The organism is Streptomyces sp. NBC_01471 (genome assembly GCF_041438865.1).
Taxonomy (GTDB): Bacteria; Actinomycetota; Actinomycetes; order Streptomycetales; family Streptomycetaceae; genus Streptomyces.
This window is the reverse complement of the sequence record NZ_CP109450.1, coordinates 4,680,733-4,694,788: the sequence shown is the minus strand read 5'-3', so window position 1 is coordinate 4,694,788 and position 14,056 is coordinate 4,680,733. Positions and strand designations below refer to the sequence as shown.

Here is a 14,056-nt window from a genome sequence, read left to right as displayed (position 1 = left end):
CCGACAGATTCCGGAAGCAGCGGCCCTTTCAGACGAGAGCTTCCCCTGGGCTCTCCTCCCCACCCGCAGGGTGGGGGCTGGGCTTGATGAGGTAGAGAAACCTGTAACAGCTCTCAGGCCTTCGGCGAGACGTAGCACACGGCGGGGATGCTCTCGCTAGGCCCGAAGTGGTGGATGGCTTCCCCGATCTTGCGCCAACCGAGCCGTTCGTAAAGCCGCATGGCCACGACGTCCTTCGCCACCACATCGAGCACGAGGCGTAGATTCTGGTCCTGACTGAAGCGAACTGACGTTCTTACCTGGGTGAACCGGCTGTTGGAGGAGTGCCAATGCTGCGCACAGGGGAAGGGCTCCCGGCGCGAAAGGCCTCGCTGCTGTGCCGCTGGGGACTGCTGCGGACAGGTCCCTTCCCGCCGTACGTTGCAGGACGCTCGCGCTGTGCTGCGGTCAGCGCTGACGAATGCCATGACCGAGGAAATGATCACGAAGAACGTCACCGGGCAGGTCAAGGTGTGGTCCGGACGGAAGGTCAAGCGCAATCCCTGGTCCGTGGAAGAGGCCCGGCAGTTCCTCGAAGCCGCACAGGCTGTCCACGATCCGCTCTACCCGGCGTACGTACTGATCCTCGTTTTTGGCTTCCGGTGTGGTGAGGTGCTGGGTCTCACGTGGGAGAACGTAGATCTGGATGCCGGGGAAGTCACGGTGCAACTTCAACTCCAGCGCATCCGCCGGCGCCTGGTCCACGACGAAACGAAGACCGAGGCATCATCGGCCACACTGCCGCTGCCGCAGATCTGTGTGACAGCGCTCCAGCTCCGCAGGAAAGAGCAGGAGACAGCCAAGGGGGCCGCCGGGCAGCTGTGGTCGAACTCAGACTTCGTCTTCACCACGCGGTACGGGACCCCGATCGAGCCGAGGAACTTCAACCGGTCGTTCACGGATCGGTCCGCGAAGGCCGGCGTCCGCAGGATTCGCCTGCATGACACCCGGCATACCTGCGGGTCGCTCCTCGCTGCCTTGGATGTGCACCCTCGGATCGCCAAGCAGATCCTTCGGCACAGCAAGATCGCCGTCACCATGGAGATCTATACGCACGTCCCGTCAGAGGCGCCCCGGAAGCCCTACGCAAGCTCGGCAAGCACCTGGGTCGGCAAGATCCGAAGTAGTTGCTGTACAACAGCTCAAAGCCCCTACCGGAATACCCGGTAGGGGCTTTGACGTGCGTGGACCTGTGGGGATTTGAACCCCAGACCCCCTCGATGCGAACGAGGTGCGCTACCAGACTGCGCCACAGGCCCTTGCAACGAGTGAAACTTTAGCACCCCTGCCGGGGTGCTCGGAAATCCGCTCCCCCGCTGGTCACGGATGCCCGTCCCAGCCGGTCATTCATTGGCCGCGCGCGGCCGGTCCTCGTCCTCGTACTGGTCGAAGAGCGGCGTGCGGCCGCGCTCGCGGGGACGGCGGGCCGACGGGTTCTGCCGGTCCTGGGCGGGGGCCGGATCCGGGGCCTCGTCCGATGCCGGTTCCGCCACGCTGGACGAGCGGGCCGAGCTCCAGGTGTCGGGGGCGCCGAGGTCGATACTGCCCGGCGCGCGGGGCGCGACCGGTGCGGTGACGTACGTCGGCAGCGGTACCGGGACGGGCTCCCAGCTGTCGCCCCGGTCCCGGCCGCGCTCGCGCTGCTGGTCGACCCACTCCGCGTGGTCCGTCTGCTCGACCAGCGCGCGTCGGCCGGCCTCCTGCGCGGAGACGGCCGGGGCGGGCTCAGGCTCGGGGTGGCGCGCCTCGGCGTCGGTGCGCTGCTCGGCCGCACCCGCACCGGGGCGGCGGGGGCGGGGACGGTTCTCGCGCAGCCGCTGCGCGGCGGCCTCGGCCCTGCGCCGGTCCATCGTGAAGGCGAAGCGGCGCCGCTCCTGGGTCCGCAGGTACACGATGTACGTACTCAGCAGCACCGCGGGCGCGGCAGGCGCCCAGAGGAGGCCGAGGCCGCCGACCGCGGCGACGATCGCGCCGAGGGTGAAGGCCACGAAGAGGAGCACGGTGGTGCGTCTGCGGCGCGCGAGCGCCTTCAGGCGCCGGGCACGCTCCGCCGCGGGGCCGGCAGCCGGGCCGGCCGGGCGCGCCTTCGGGGCAGTCCGCTTCCGGCGGGCCACCGGCTCGGCCGGGTCCGCGACGTCCGCCGGGGACACAGCGAAGGACCGGACGTCGACGGAACTCGGGGAGTCCATCGCACCGTCCGGCACCGCATCGTCGGGATCGCCCTCACCGGCTGCGCGCTCCTGGAGCTCCCTGGCGTACCGGCGCTCCATTCCCGCCCGTCCGGACAGCAGCCGGATGGCGGTGCTGAAGCGTTCCGTCGGACGGGCCTCGTTCAGCTCGTCCTGCCTGCGGAGCCACATCGGCACCAAGTAGGCGGCCCAGGCCCCGACGATGACTGCGTAGATGAGGCCACTGCTGCTCACCCTCACACCGTAGAGGGGTCCGCGTGGGGCCATCTGCCAATTGGCCCGGTGTGTCGCACGATCCGGCTGATATCTCGAACTTTTTTTGTGATTGTTCGGATGAACAGTCTCCGAATGTGGGCGTGTTCCCTGCGGATGGCATCCGATTGGCCGCCCATTTCGAACACTTATTTTATTTACGGGGTCTTCCGGCAGCCCCCGGGTCCTCCCGGCTCGCTCCCCGGTGTCCCGTCCCCGGGCGGGCCCGGCGCCACCTGTTGAGCAGCCCGTCAGGGACCTCTTCGGCGGTCAGAGCGAAGACCAGATGGTCACGCCAGCCCCCGTCGATGTGCAGATACCGCGGCCGCAGCCCCTCCTCGCGGAATCCGAGTTTCTCCACGACCCGCCGGCTCGGTTCGTTCTCCGGGCGAATGCAGACCTCGATGCGGTGCATACCGACGGTGCGGAAACAGTGGTCCACGGCGAGCGCCACCGCGGTCGGCATGACGCCCCGGCCGGCGACCTCCCGGTCGACCCAGTAACCGACATGGCCCGAGCACATCGAGCCCCAGGTGATTCCTGCGACGGTCAACTGCCCGACCAGCCGCCCCTGGTACTCGATCACGAAGGGCAGCATCCGCCCGGCGTGCGCCTCCGAGCGCAGGTGGCGGACCATCTGCCGGTACGTGGGGCGCTGCGCGACCGGGCCGCCCGGTGCGGGCGGCGGGACCGTCGCCTCCCAGGGGCGCAGCCAGTCACGGTTGCGCCGGTTCACCTCGCGCCAGACCTTCTGGTCCCGCAGTTTTATGGGGCGCAGGGCGATGGGGCCTTCTGCCAGTTCCACGGGCCACGGTGAGAGGTTCAGCTCATGCTCCCGGCGGGTCTGGGGTGGTCGCCGCCCCGGATCTGATCGACGGCGTGCACCAGCAGCCGTCCGAGTACGGCGAGTCCGTCGCGGACCCCGCCGGTGGAACCGGGGAGGTTGACGACGAGGGTCGTACCGGCCAGCCCGGCGACGCCCCGCGAGAGGGCTGCGGTCGGGACCTTGGCCAGGCCCTCGGCGCGGATCGCCTCGGGGATGCCCGGGATCTCGCGGTCGAGGACGCGCAGGGTCATGTCGGGGGTGCGGTCGGTGGGCGAGATGCCCGTACCGCCGGTGGTGACGATGACGTCGTACGCGGCGGCGACCCCGGCGCGCAGCGCCTGCTCGACCGGATCGCCGTCCGGGACGACCTGCGGCCCTTCGACGGTGAAGCCGAGTCCGGTGAGCGCCTCGGCGATGAGCGGGCCGCCCCGGTCCGCGTAGACCCCGGCCGACGCGCGGTTCGACGCCGTCACCACGAGCGCGGTGTACGCCTTCGGCGTGGGCGGGGTGGTCGGTGTCGTCATGCTCCGGTCCCCTCCGGGTCCGGTCGGCGGTACGTGCCGGACTTGCCGCCCGTCTTCTCCTCGACCCGGACGTCGGTGATGACCGCTCCCTTGTCGACCGCCTTCACCATGTCGATCACGGTGAGCGCGGCGACCGTGACGGCCGTCAGCGCCTCCATCTCGACGCCGGTGCGGTCCGTGGTCTTCACGGTGGCGAGGATCTCGACCGCGTCGTCCGTGACGGTCAGGTCGAGCTTCACCCCGGAGACCGCCAGGGGGTGGCAGAGCGGGATCAGATCGGGGGTGCGCTTGGCCCCCATGATGCCCGCGATCCGGGCGGTGGCGAGCGCGTCTCCCTTGGGGACGCCCTCGCCCCTGAGCAGTTCGATGACGCGCGGCGAGACGAGGACCCGTCCGCCGGCGCGTGCGGTGCGGGCGGTGACGTCCTTCTCCGAGACGTCGACCATGCGGGCCGCGCCCACCTCGTCGATGTGCGTGAGCCCTTGCTGCGTACTCATTGCTGTGGCGCTCCCGGTCGGGCCTGTGTGGTCAGACACGGTACCGCCACGGCGCGGGCCTCAGCCCAGGAGGACCACTTCGAGCTCCGTGCCGGATTCGGCCACCGTGGTCTCCTCGGGGATCACGATCAGGCAGTCGGCGTGGGCGAGGGCCGCGATGAGGTGCGAGCCGGAACCGCCGACGGTGGTGACGCTCCTCTTGTCGGCGTCGTATCTGCCGCGCAGGAACTGGCGCCGTCCGGCGGGCGAGCTGACCGGCCTGCCGGTCTCCAGGGTGGCGCGGACCACCGGACGGCGGACGTCCTTCATGCCCATCAGGGCACGGATCGCGGGGCGCACGAACAACTCGAACGAGACATAGCTGGAGACCGGGTTGCCGGGGAGCGCGAGCAGCGGGGTGTGGTCGGGCCCGATCGAGCCGAAGCCCTGCGGCTTGCCCGGCTGCATCGCCAGCTTGCGGAAGTCGATGCCGCTGCCGTGCTCGTCCTCGTCGCCGACGGACGACAGCGCCTCCTTGACCACGTCGTACGCCCCGACGCTGACGCCGCCCGTGGTGATCAGGAGGTCGGCCCTGATCAGCTGGTCCTCGATGGTGGCGCGCAGCGCGTCGGCGTCGTCGGTGACCGATCCGACGCGGTACGAGATGGCGCCCGCGTCCCGCGCGGCCGCGGCCAGGGCGAAGCTGTTGGAGTCGTAGATCTGGCCCTCGGCGAGCACCTCGCCTGGCTGGGTCAGCTCGCTGCCGGTGGACATGACGACGACGCGCGGGCGGGGGCGGACCCGCACCGAGCCACGGCCGATCGCGGCGAGCAGCCCGATCTGCGGCGGGCCGAGCACCGTGCCGGCTTCGAGCGCGAGGTCGCCGGAGCGGACGTCGCTGCCGCGCTCCCGGACGTGTGCGCCCGCCTCGGCCGACCGGTACACGCGGACTTCGCCGCTGGCGCCCTCGGGGGCGCCGCTCGCGGCCCGCATGGTGGTGGCCGCTCCCCCGCCGGTGCCGCCGTCGGTCCACTCGACCGGCACGACGGCCTGCGCGCCGGGCGGCAGCGGGGCGCCGGTCATGATGCGGGCGGCCTCGCCCGGCCCCACCGTGGGCAGCTCGGCCATCCCGGCCGCCACGTCCCCGATGACGGTGAGGACGGCGGGGAACTCCTCGCTCGCACCCTCGACATCGACCGTACGGACCGCGTACCCGTCCATCGAGCTGTTGTCGAAGGGCGGCAGCGAGACCTCGACCGTCACGTCCTCGACGAGGACGCAGCCCTGGGCGTCCGGCAGTTGCAGGTCGATCGGTTCGAGTGGGCGGACCGCCGCGAGGATGTCGTCCAGATGTTCGTCCACCGACCAGATCGGGGTGTTGCTCACGTGCTACATCTCCTCGGTGACATAACGGCGAAGCCAGGCCTTGAAGTCCGGCCCCAGGTCATCACGTTCGCACGCGAGTCTGACAATGGCACGCAGATAGTCGCCCCGGTCGCCGGTGTCATAGCGGCGGCCCTTGAAGACGACGCCGTGCACCGGGCCGCCGGCCTTCTCGTCGTCGGCGAGCTGCTGGAGGGCGTCGGTGAGCTGGATCTCGTTGCCGCGTCCCGGCTCGGTCTTGCGCAGTATGCCGAAGACCGCGGGGTCCAGGACGTAGCGGCCGATGATCGCGAGGTTGCTGGGGGCGTCGGCCACGGCGGGCTTCTCCACCAGGTCGGTGACCTTGACCACATCCGACTCGCCGGTGGGCTCCACGGCCGCGCAGCCGTACAGATGGATCTGGGCCGGCTCGACCTCCATGAGGGCGACCACGCTGCCGCCCTCGCGCTCCTGGATCTCCACCATGCGCGCCAGCAGCGGGTCACGCGGGTCGATCAGGTCGTCGCCGAGGAGGACCGCGAAGGGCTGGTCGCCGACGTGCGGAGCCGCGCACAGGACGGCGTGGCCCAGTCCCCTGGGGTCGCCCTGGCGGACGTAGTGCATGGTCGCGAGGTCGCTGGACTCCTGGACCCTGGCGAGCTTCTCGGCGTCGCCCTTGCGGGTGAGCGCCGATTCCAGCTCGTAGTTGCGGTCGAAGTGGTCCTCCAGCGGACGCTTGTTACGACCGGTGATCATGAGTACGTCGGAGAGACCGGCCGAGACGGCTTCCTCGACGACGTACTGGATGGCCGGCTTGTCGACCACAGGCAGCATCTCTTTGGGAGTGGCCTTGGTGGCCGGCAGGAACCGGGTGCCGAGGCCCGCTGCCGGAATGACAGCCTTGCTGATCCTGGGTGGCGACTGAGTCATACGTTGCACCATATCCGCTGGCTTCGGAGCGGAAGATGATGCTCCGGTTAATAGATCCTCATACCTGAGGTGACGAGAGGATTGCGAACTTCCCATGGCGCCCGCAAACTTCGACAAAACGTCCCTGCGGCGGCAACTCCTGGCCACGAGAGCCCTCCTGTCCGTCGAGGACGCGGAATCGGCCGCCGCGGTTCTCGCCGGGCACGCCGTCGCACTCCCGGAGCTCGCGCGGGCGCACACCGTCGCGGCGTATGTCTCGGTCGGCCGTGAACCGGGCACCCGCCCGCTCCTGGACGCGCTGCGCGCCCGCGGGGTACGGGTGCTGCTGCCGGTGCTGCTTCCCGACAACGACCTCGACTGGGGCGCGTACGAGGGCGCCGACTCGCTGGTGCCCGCCGGGCGCGGGCTCCGTGAGCCGGACGGCGCACGGCTCGGCGTGCACGCGGTGCTGGAGGCCGACGCCGTCCTGCTGCCCGGACTGGCCGTCGACGGGCGCGGGATGCGGCTGGGGCGCGGCGGCGGCAGTTACGACCGGGTGCTCGCCCGGCTCGTGCGAGCGGACGCGCACCCGGCCCTGGTGGTGCTGCTGTACGGCGACGAGGTGGTCGCACGGGTCCCGGAGGAACCGCACGACCACCCCGTACACACGGTGGTGACCCCGGAGGGGATCCGTCGCTTCAGCGCCTGAGTCCCCGGTCCGGACAGGGAGCGCCGGCAGCAGGACGGCGGGCGGCGCCGGGTACCGGCGGGCGGCTGCCCCGGCGCCGGGCGCCCCGCGTCACGGCTTCAGCACCAGGGTGTCGACCGTGCTCCTGTCCACGGCGCCCTTGCTGAACGACCAGCCGAGCAGTTCACCGTTGGCCCACTTGCTCTCCTGATCGGTGTAGTGCGCGCTGTACGCGTGCCCCGACTCCCCGGTCAGGTTGATCCACTGCGACTTGTCGAGGTCCTTGAGGTTCACGACCATCCGCATCGAGGGGACCCAGACCACGCCGTACCCGCCGGCCGCGTTCCAGCCGGTGGCGTCGACCGCCGCCTCGCCGCCGCCCAGGTTGAACGGGCCGCGGTTGAGCATCCACTGCAGGATCCCGGGGCCGTCGGTGCCCAGCGTCTGGTTCTTCAGCATCAGCTGGTGCAGCCGGCCCCAGTTCCAGGTGTCGACGTCCTTGCCCAGCTTGGCGGTCAGCTCCCAGCGGGCGTCCTTCATGGCCCGTGCGAGCAGCTGGTCGCGGTTGTGGGTGGCCTTGTCGAGACGGGTCTTCGGCGTCTTCCACCAGTCACTGTCCGGCTTGTCGAGCAGCTTGCGCACGACCTCGAACCAGCGGTCGCCGCCGTCCGGCTGCGCCGAGTCGGCCGAGCGCTCGCCGCACTCGCGCACCAGCTTGTCCTGCTGGTCGGCGGGGCCCGAAGCGCTGTCGGCGGGCGGCACGTTGAGGCACTGGCCCTCCACCCGCAGCTCCTTGGGCAGCTTGTCGCCGAAGGCCAGCTTGAGGATGTTGCGCCAGACGGCGTTGAAGTACGCGGCCGCCGACGAGTCGGACTCCTGGGTGTAGTCCCAGCCCTCCAGGAGCTGCTGCGCCTGGTGGACGTACGGGTCCTTGATGTTCAGCTTCAGCAGCAGCGGGGTCAGCAGCTTCGCGATCTCGCTGCTGTTGTCCAGCTGCATCTTCTGCATGTCCTCGGTCGAGATCTTCCCGCCGTCCTTGGTCTTCGACTCGATGAGGTCGGTGATCCGCCGGCTGCGGGTGCCGTAGCCCCAGTCCTCGGTCAGCAGGTACGGGTACTTCTTCGGGTCGATCACGGCCTGGTTGGCGGTGACGATGTAGCCGCGCTTCGGGTTGTACTCGTAGGGCAGCTGGTCGAAGGGGATCGTTCCCTTCCACTTGTACTTGGGGTCCCAGCCCGGAGCGGGCATCGTGCCGTCGTCGCCCTTGGAGCGGATCGGGATGGTGCCGGGTGCCTGGTAGCCGATGTTGCCCTTGGTGTCGGCGTAGATCAGGTTCTGCGAGGGGACGTCGAAGTTCTTGGCGGCGGCGCGGAAGCCGGTCCAGTCCTTGGCCTTGTCCAGGTCGAAGACCGCGTCCATGGAGTTGCCGGGCTGGAGCGCGGTCCACTTGAGGGCCACCGCGTAGCCGTCGGCGCGGTCCGGGGCGGCCGACGTCACGGGGGCCTTCTCGCCCACCTTCGCCAGTTCGGTGTCCCGGTCGGAGACCAGCGGGCCGTTGTTCGTCTCGCGGACGACGATCTGCCGTGACTTCCCGCCGGCGACCTTGATGGTCTCCCTGCGGGTCGTGAAGGGCTTCTCCTCGCCGTCGTACAGATAGCCGTTGCCGGTGACCTTCTCCAGGTAGAGGTCGGTGACATCGGCACCCAGATTGGTGAAGCCCCAGGAGATGTTCTGGTTGTGGCCGATGATCACTCCGGGCATGCCGGAGAAGGTGTAGCCCGCGACGTCGTAGTGGCAGCTGCTGGAGATGGTTCTGCAGTGCAGGCCCATCTGGTACCAGAGGGACGGCAGTTGCGGCGCGAGGTGCGGGTCGTTGGCCAGCAGCGGTTTCCCGGTGGTCGTCAGGTCGCCGGAGACCACCCAGGAGTTGGAGCCGATGCCGCTGCCGCTCGGGCCGAGCAGCGTCGGGATCTTGTCCAGGGTGTCGGAGAGCGAGGAGAGCTGCGTCTGCATACCCTGCACCGCGCCGCCCGCGGTGCTCGAACCGCCCACGGCTCCGCCCGGGTTCGCGGCCTGGTCGAACTTCCCGGTGACCGGGTCGATGCCGCCCTGCTGCACGATCGGCTTGTTCCGGCTGTACGGGTAGGACGGGTACAGGTCGCTGATCTGCTGGGCGTCGAGCCTCGATGTCATCAGCGACCGGTCGATCTCGTCCTGCATGTTGCCGCGCAGGTCCCAGGCCATCGCCTTGAGCCAGGCCACCGAGTCGACCGGCGTCCAGGCCTCGGGCTTGTAGTCGTTGGTGAGGTTCAGGGCCGCGTACTCGACGGAGATCTGCTTGCCGTCCTTGCCCTTCAGATACGCGTTGACCCCGGCCGAGTAGGCCTGGAGGTTCTTCTTCGTCTCCGGCGACAGCTTGGTGTCGTACTCCTGCTGCGCGACCCGGTGCCAGCCGAGCGTGCGCAGGAAGGAGTCGGTCTTGACCTGGCCCGATCCGAACATCTCGGAGAGCCGGCCGGACGTCATGTGGCGCCGGACGTCCATCTCGTAGAACCGGTCCTGGGCCTGGACGTAACCCTGTGCGCGGAAGAGGTCGGCGTCGGTGTCCGCGTAGATCTGCGGTACGCCGTAGCTGTCGCGCTTGACGTCGACGTTGCCCGAGAGGCCGGGGACCTTGATCTCACCGGTCGTCTGCGGAAGGGACGCCCGCACGGTGCTCACGCCCCAGTACGTCCCGTACCCGATACCCGCGACGAGCGCCAGCACCACGACGATCACGACCAGCCTGGCGCGACGCCCTTTCTTCTTGCGGGATTTCGGGCTGGATTTCGTGCCGGAAGGGGCGGCTGAGGTCGTGGCGGCGGGCATCGCTGTCCTTCGAGGGGCAGGGTGGTCTGTAGGTCCGACGGAGCGCTGGAGCAACCATAGGCGCAGCGCCTGTGCACTCCGGACGCGGTATCCCCGCCGGCATCGCACAAGTAAGCGAAGCGTCAAGGAAGCGTCAAGGATTAGGTAGGGTAACGAAGTACCTGCAGGCGTACGAGGGAAGGAACGGCCCCTGACTGTCCACCATCTCAACGAGCTCCTGCTGATCTGCTCGCTCGTCCTGCTGATCGCCGTGGCCGCCGTACGCATCTCCTCGCGCAGCGGCCTCCCCAGCCTGCTCCTCTATCTCGGCATCGGGATGGCGATAGGCCAGGACGGCATCTTCAACGTCAAGTTCGACAACGTCGAGATGACGCAGGTGATCGGCTACGCCGCACTGGTCGTGATCCTGACCGAGGGCGGCCTCGGCACCAAGTGGAAAGAGATCAAGCCGGTCCTGCCGATGGCCGTCGTGCTGTCGACGGCCGGCGTCGCGGTGAGCGTGGGGATCACCGCCGCCGGCGCGCACTACCTGGTCGGTCTCGAATGGCGCCAGGCCCTGATCATCGGCGCCGTGGTGTCGTCCACCGACGCCGCCGCGGTCTTCTCCGTGCTGCGCAAGGTGCCCCTGCCGTCCCGGATCACCGGGGTGCTGGAGGCCGAGTCCGGTTTCAACGACGCCCCGGTGGTGATCCTGGTCATCGCGTTCTCGACGGCCGGTCCGGTCGAGCACTGGTACGTGCTGATCGGCGAGATCGCCCTGGAGCTGGCGATCGGCGCCTCGATCGGCCTCGCCGTCGGCTGGCTCGGCTCGTGGGGTCTGCGCCATGTCGCGCTGCCCGCCTCCGGGCTCTACCCGATCGCCGTGATGGCCATCGCGATCACGGCGTACGCGGCCGGTGCCATCGCACACGGCAGTGGTTTCCTCGCCGTCTACCTCGCCGCGATGCTGCTGGGGAACGCCAAGCTGCCGCACTGGCCGGCCACCCGCGGGTTCGCCGAGGGGCTCGGCTGGATCGCCCAGATCGGCATGTTCGTGCTGCTCGGCCTGCTGGTGAGCCCGCATGAGCTGGGCAGTGACTTCTGGCCCGCGGTGATCGTGGGCCTGGTCCTGACGATGGTGGCGCGGCCGGTCTCCGTACTGCTGAGCCTGGCTCCGTTCCGGGTGCCCTGGCAGGAGCAGACCCTGATGTCGTGGGCCGGGCTGCGCGGAGCCGTACCCATCATCCTGGCGACGATCCCGATGGTGTCCGGCATCGACGGCAGTTCCCGGGTCTTCAACATCGTCTTCGTGCTCGTCGTCGTCTACACCCTGGTGCAGGGGCCGACGCTCCCCTGGCTGGCCAGGAAGCTCAGCCTCGGCGACGGCGCCGACGCCGCAGCGGACCTGGGCATCGAATCGGCGCCGCTGGAACGGCTGCGCGGGCATCTGCTGTCGGTGGCGATCCCGGAGAAATCCCGGATGCACGGCGTCGAGGTCGGCGAGCTGCGCCTGCCCAAGGGCGCCGCCGTGACCCTGGTCGTCCGGGACGGCACGAGCTTCGTACCGCTGCCTTCGACGGTGCTGCGGCGCGGGGACGAACTGCTGGTCGTGGCGACCGATCCAGTACGCGACGCGGCCGAGGCACGACTGCGCGCCATCGGCCAGGGCGGCAAACTGGCGGGATGGCTCGCCAATAGCGGTACCATGAACCGATCGGCTTGACCCGATCGACTTGATTGACCTGATCGACCAACTCTGCCTGATGCAGAGCTGGCGCGACCGTATGGCGGTCGAGGCACCCCCCGTCGCGGTGCGTGCGCGGTATCCGCGCAGGTGTTCCGCACGACGAAACGGCCCGACCTACCGCAGTTCCGCGCAAGAGGACAGCTCTCGGCAGCTCCCGTACGCATGCCTTCGCATGCCCGTACGTCAAGGGGAGTGCCACCAGGCGGCAGAAAGGCTAGGCCGTGGTGTCCACGGTCTCCGAGACCCGTCCGGGATACGGGAAGTTGTTGCGCACACCTGGCGCATGGACGTTCCTGCTGCCCGGTTTCGCCGCGCGGCAGCCCTTCGCGATGCTGACCATCGGCATCGTCCTGCTGGTGCAGCACACGACGGGTTCGTACGGCAGCGCCGGCGTCGTCGCCGCTGTGACAGGTGTCTCCATGGCGCTGTGCGCGCCGCAGAGCGGCAAGCTCGCCGACCGGCTCGGGCAGCGCGCGGTGCTGTTCCCCGGTGTTCTCGTGCACACCGCTTCGGTGGTCGCCCTGACGGTCCTGGCGCTGGCGGGCGCCCCGCTGTGGGCGCTGTTCATCGCCGCTGTGCCGACCGGTGCGTCGGTACCGCAGGTCGGCCCGATGGTCCGCGCGCGCTGGGCCGCGAAGCTGGAGGGCTCGCCCCTCATGTCGACGGCCGCCGCCTTCGAATCGGTGACGGACGAGTTCACCTTCGTCATCGGCCCGGTGCTGACGACCGCACTCTGCACCGGGATCCACCCGGCGGCCGGGCTGATCACCGAGGCCGCGCTGACCCTGCTCGGCGGTCTCGTCTTCGCCGCGCAGCGCGGCACCCAGCCCGCCGTGCGCGGGGGTGACAACGGCCACACTTCCGTGCGGCACGTCTCAGCGCTGTCGGTGCCGGGCGTACGGGTGCTCGCCGTGGCGTTCCTCGGGATCGGCGCGGTGTTCGGCGGCATGCAGGTCTCGCTGACCGCGTTCGCCGAGGAGATCGGGCAGCCCAGCGTGAACGGTCTGATGTACGGGGTCTTCGCCGCGGGCAACATGCTGGCCGGCATCATCTGCGGGGCCGTCGCCTGGAAGATCACGCCGAAGTCCCGGCTGCTCATCGCGTACACGGCGCTGGCCGTCACCGCTTCCGGACTCTGGACGCTGCACACGGCACCGCTCCTTGCGGGCCTCGGGCTGCTGGTCGGCCTCTGCATCGCACCCGCGCTGATCAGCGGATACACCCTGGTGGACACCCTGGTGCCGGCTTCGGCGCGCACCGAGGCCTTCACCTGGCTGACCGGTTCGGTGGCGCTGGGACAGGCCGCGGCCGTCTCGGTGGCCGGCGAACTGACCGATGCGTTCAGCTCCAGCGCCGGGTTCCTGGTGCCGATGGGCGGGACCGTACTGGCCCTGCTCACCCTGCTGTCCCTGCGGTCGCGGCTGACGCCGCGCGACGCGGGGCCCGTCTCGGACGCCGACTCGGACGCCGGCTCGGAACAGAGCACGCAGCTGAGCGCGGAACCGGACGCGGAATCGGGCACGGAAGCGGGCACGGAAGCGGCCGCCGGGACGGCGAACGCTGTCGGCCAGGACGGCCTGGAAGGCGCGGAATGCGACACTTCGCGGGACGCGGGTCGTGGCATACGGCGCGGCGGCAAGCGTGGCGCAGGGCGTGGGATGGATCACCGAGTGCCGGTCTCAGTGGACTGATCCAGCGGAATACGTCACTATAGAACGTCGTTAGCACTCACTGAGTGAGAGTGCCAGGAGGAGCAAGTGCCGACCTATCAGTACCAGTGCACCGAATGCGGCGAGGGCCTCGAGGCGGTGCAGAAGTTCACCGATGACGCCCTGACCGTATGCCCGAGCTGCGAAGGACGCCTGAAGAAGGTGTTCTCGGCGGTCGGCATTGTCTTCAAGGGCTCGGGTTTCTACCGGAACGACAGCCGCGGCTCCTCGTCGAGCAGCACGGCGGCGTCTTCCAAGGCCTCCGGTTCGTCGTCGTCCTCGTCGGACTCGTCGTCGGGCTCTTCAGGGTCGTCCGGCTCTTCGAGCTCGTCCGGTTCCTCCGGCTCGGACGCGAAGGCCGGTGCCTCGAAGCCGGCCGGCTCGGCGTCGTCCTCGTCGAGCAGCTCCTCCAGCGGATCGGCCGCCTGACACCGGTTTCCCGGAAACCCTGCCGTCGTCCGACGGTGGGGTTTCCGCTGTGTCCGGAG

The 14,056-nt window shown here is 69.5% G+C and carries 12 protein-coding genes, 1 tRNA gene and 1 pseudogene; 5 read left to right on the top strand and 9 right to left on the bottom strand.

Going from position 1 to position 14,056, the window contains the following annotated elements; genetic code table 11:
* Positions 1-113: 113 nt before the first annotated feature.
* Positions 114-254, bottom strand: a complete 141-nt coding sequence (locus OG285_RS20990) for an acetyltransferase (protein ID WP_371791866.1) — start codon at positions 252-254, stop codon at positions 114-116.
* A 211-nt stretch (positions 255-465) separates the two neighbouring features.
* Here OG285_RS20990 and OG285_RS20985 point away from each other — a divergent pair, with 211 nt between their 5' ends.
* The gene (locus OG285_RS20985; RefSeq protein ID WP_371791865.1) at positions 466-1,209 is read left to right on the top strand and encodes a site-specific integrase; all 744 of its coding nucleotides are present in this window, start codon (positions 466-468) and stop codon (positions 1,207-1,209) included.
* A 15-nt stretch (positions 1,210-1,224) separates the two neighbouring features.
* On the opposite strand, the gene OG285_RS20980 is transcribed toward OG285_RS20985, so the two are convergent.
* From OG285_RS20980 to galU, 7 genes are all read right to left on the bottom strand, one after another.
* A tRNA-Ala gene (locus OG285_RS20980) sits at positions 1,225-1,298 on the bottom strand.
* An 84-nt stretch (positions 1,299-1,382) separates the two neighbouring features.
* Positions 1,383-2,462 (bottom strand): gephyrin-like molybdotransferase receptor GlpR, encoded by a 1,080-nt coding sequence (gene glpR, locus OG285_RS20975; protein WP_371791864.1) that lies wholly within the window; start codon positions 2,460-2,462, stop codon positions 1,383-1,385.
* Positions 2,463-2,634: 172 nt separating this feature from the next.
* Positions 2,635-3,285, bottom strand: a complete 651-nt coding sequence (locus OG285_RS20970) for a GNAT family protein (RefSeq protein WP_356828280.1) — start codon at positions 3,283-3,285, stop codon at positions 2,635-2,637.
* A gap of 17 nt (positions 3,286-3,302) precedes the next feature.
* The gene (locus OG285_RS20965) at positions 3,303-3,830 is read right to left on the bottom strand and encodes a MogA/MoaB family molybdenum cofactor biosynthesis protein (protein WP_356828278.1); all 528 of its coding nucleotides are present in this window, start codon (positions 3,828-3,830) and stop codon (positions 3,303-3,305) included.
* On the bottom strand, positions 3,827-4,327 hold the full coding sequence (moaC, locus tag OG285_RS20960; RefSeq protein WP_371791863.1) for a cyclic pyranopterin monophosphate synthase MoaC: 501 nt from the start codon (positions 4,325-4,327) through the stop codon (positions 3,827-3,829). Before moaC ends, OG285_RS20965 begins: the two co-directional genes overlap by 4 nt.
* Positions 4,328-4,387: 60 nt before the next feature.
* Positions 4,388-5,692: a gephyrin-like molybdotransferase Glp gene (gene glp / locus OG285_RS20955; protein ID WP_356828274.1), complete on the bottom strand. Its 1,305-nt coding sequence runs from the start codon at positions 5,690-5,692 to the stop codon at positions 4,388-4,390.
* A gap of 3 nt (positions 5,693-5,695) precedes the next feature.
* On the bottom strand, positions 5,696-6,598 hold the full coding sequence (gene galU / locus OG285_RS20950) for a UTP--glucose-1-phosphate uridylyltransferase GalU (RefSeq protein ID WP_356828272.1): 903 nt from the start codon (positions 6,596-6,598) through the stop codon (positions 5,696-5,698).
* A 94-nt stretch (positions 6,599-6,692) separates the two neighbouring features.
* On the opposite strand from galU, the gene OG285_RS20945 reads away from it, so the two are divergent.
* Positions 6,693-7,286, top strand: coding sequence for a 5-formyltetrahydrofolate cyclo-ligase (locus OG285_RS20945; protein ID WP_371791862.1), 594 nt, complete (start codon positions 6,693-6,695; stop codon positions 7,284-7,286).
* A 90-nt stretch (positions 7,287-7,376) separates the two neighbouring features.
* Here the strand turns inward: OG285_RS20945 and OG285_RS20940 are convergent, their stop codons facing one another.
* Complete coding sequence (locus tag OG285_RS20940) at positions 7,377-10,133, bottom strand: penicillin acylase family protein (protein WP_356828268.1); 2,757 nt, start codon at positions 10,131-10,133, stop codon at positions 7,377-7,379.
* Between the two features lie 190 nt (positions 10,134-10,323).
* Between OG285_RS20940 and OG285_RS20935 the strand changes: the two genes are divergently transcribed.
* The 3 genes and pseudogenes from OG285_RS20935 to OG285_RS20925 all read left to right on the top strand — a co-directional run bounded on the left by OG285_RS20935 (position 10,324) and on the right by OG285_RS20925 (position 13,997).
* On the top strand, positions 10,324-11,835 hold the full coding sequence (locus OG285_RS20935; RefSeq protein WP_356828352.1) for a potassium/proton antiporter: 1,512 nt from the start codon (positions 10,324-10,326) through the stop codon (positions 11,833-11,835).
* A 245-nt stretch (positions 11,836-12,080) separates the two neighbouring features.
* Positions 12,081-13,301: pseudogene (locus tag OG285_RS20930) on the top strand (MFS transporter); the annotation flags it as partial.
* Positions 13,302-13,616: 315 nt separating this feature from the next.
* The gene (locus tag OG285_RS20925) at positions 13,617-13,997 is read left to right on the top strand and encodes an FmdB family zinc ribbon protein (RefSeq protein WP_356828266.1); all 381 of its coding nucleotides are present in this window, start codon (positions 13,617-13,619) and stop codon (positions 13,995-13,997) included.
* Positions 13,998-14,056: the final 59 nt, after the last annotated feature.

Coding starts and splice junctions, on each gene's coding strand:
- OG285_RS20985 (WP_371791865.1), top strand. CDS start 466: ATGACCGAGGAAATGATCACGAAGAACGTCACCGGGCAGGTCAAGGTG.
- OG285_RS20965 (WP_356828278.1), bottom strand. CDS start 3,830: ATGACGACACCGACCACCCCGCCCACGCCGAAGGCGTACACCGCGCTC.
- moaC (WP_371791863.1), bottom strand. CDS start 4,327: ATGAGTACGCAGCAAGGGCTCACGCACATCGACGAGGTGGGCGCGGCC.
- galU (WP_356828272.1), bottom strand. CDS start 6,598: ATGACTCAGTCGCCACCCAGGATCAGCAAGGCTGTCATTCCGGCAGCG.
- OG285_RS20945 (WP_371791862.1), top strand. CDS start 6,693: ATGGCGCCCGCAAACTTCGACAAAACGTCCCTGCGGCGGCAACTCCTG.
- OG285_RS20940 (WP_356828268.1), bottom strand. CDS start 10,133: ATGCCCGCCGCCACGACCTCAGCCGCCCCTTCCGGCACGAAATCCAGC.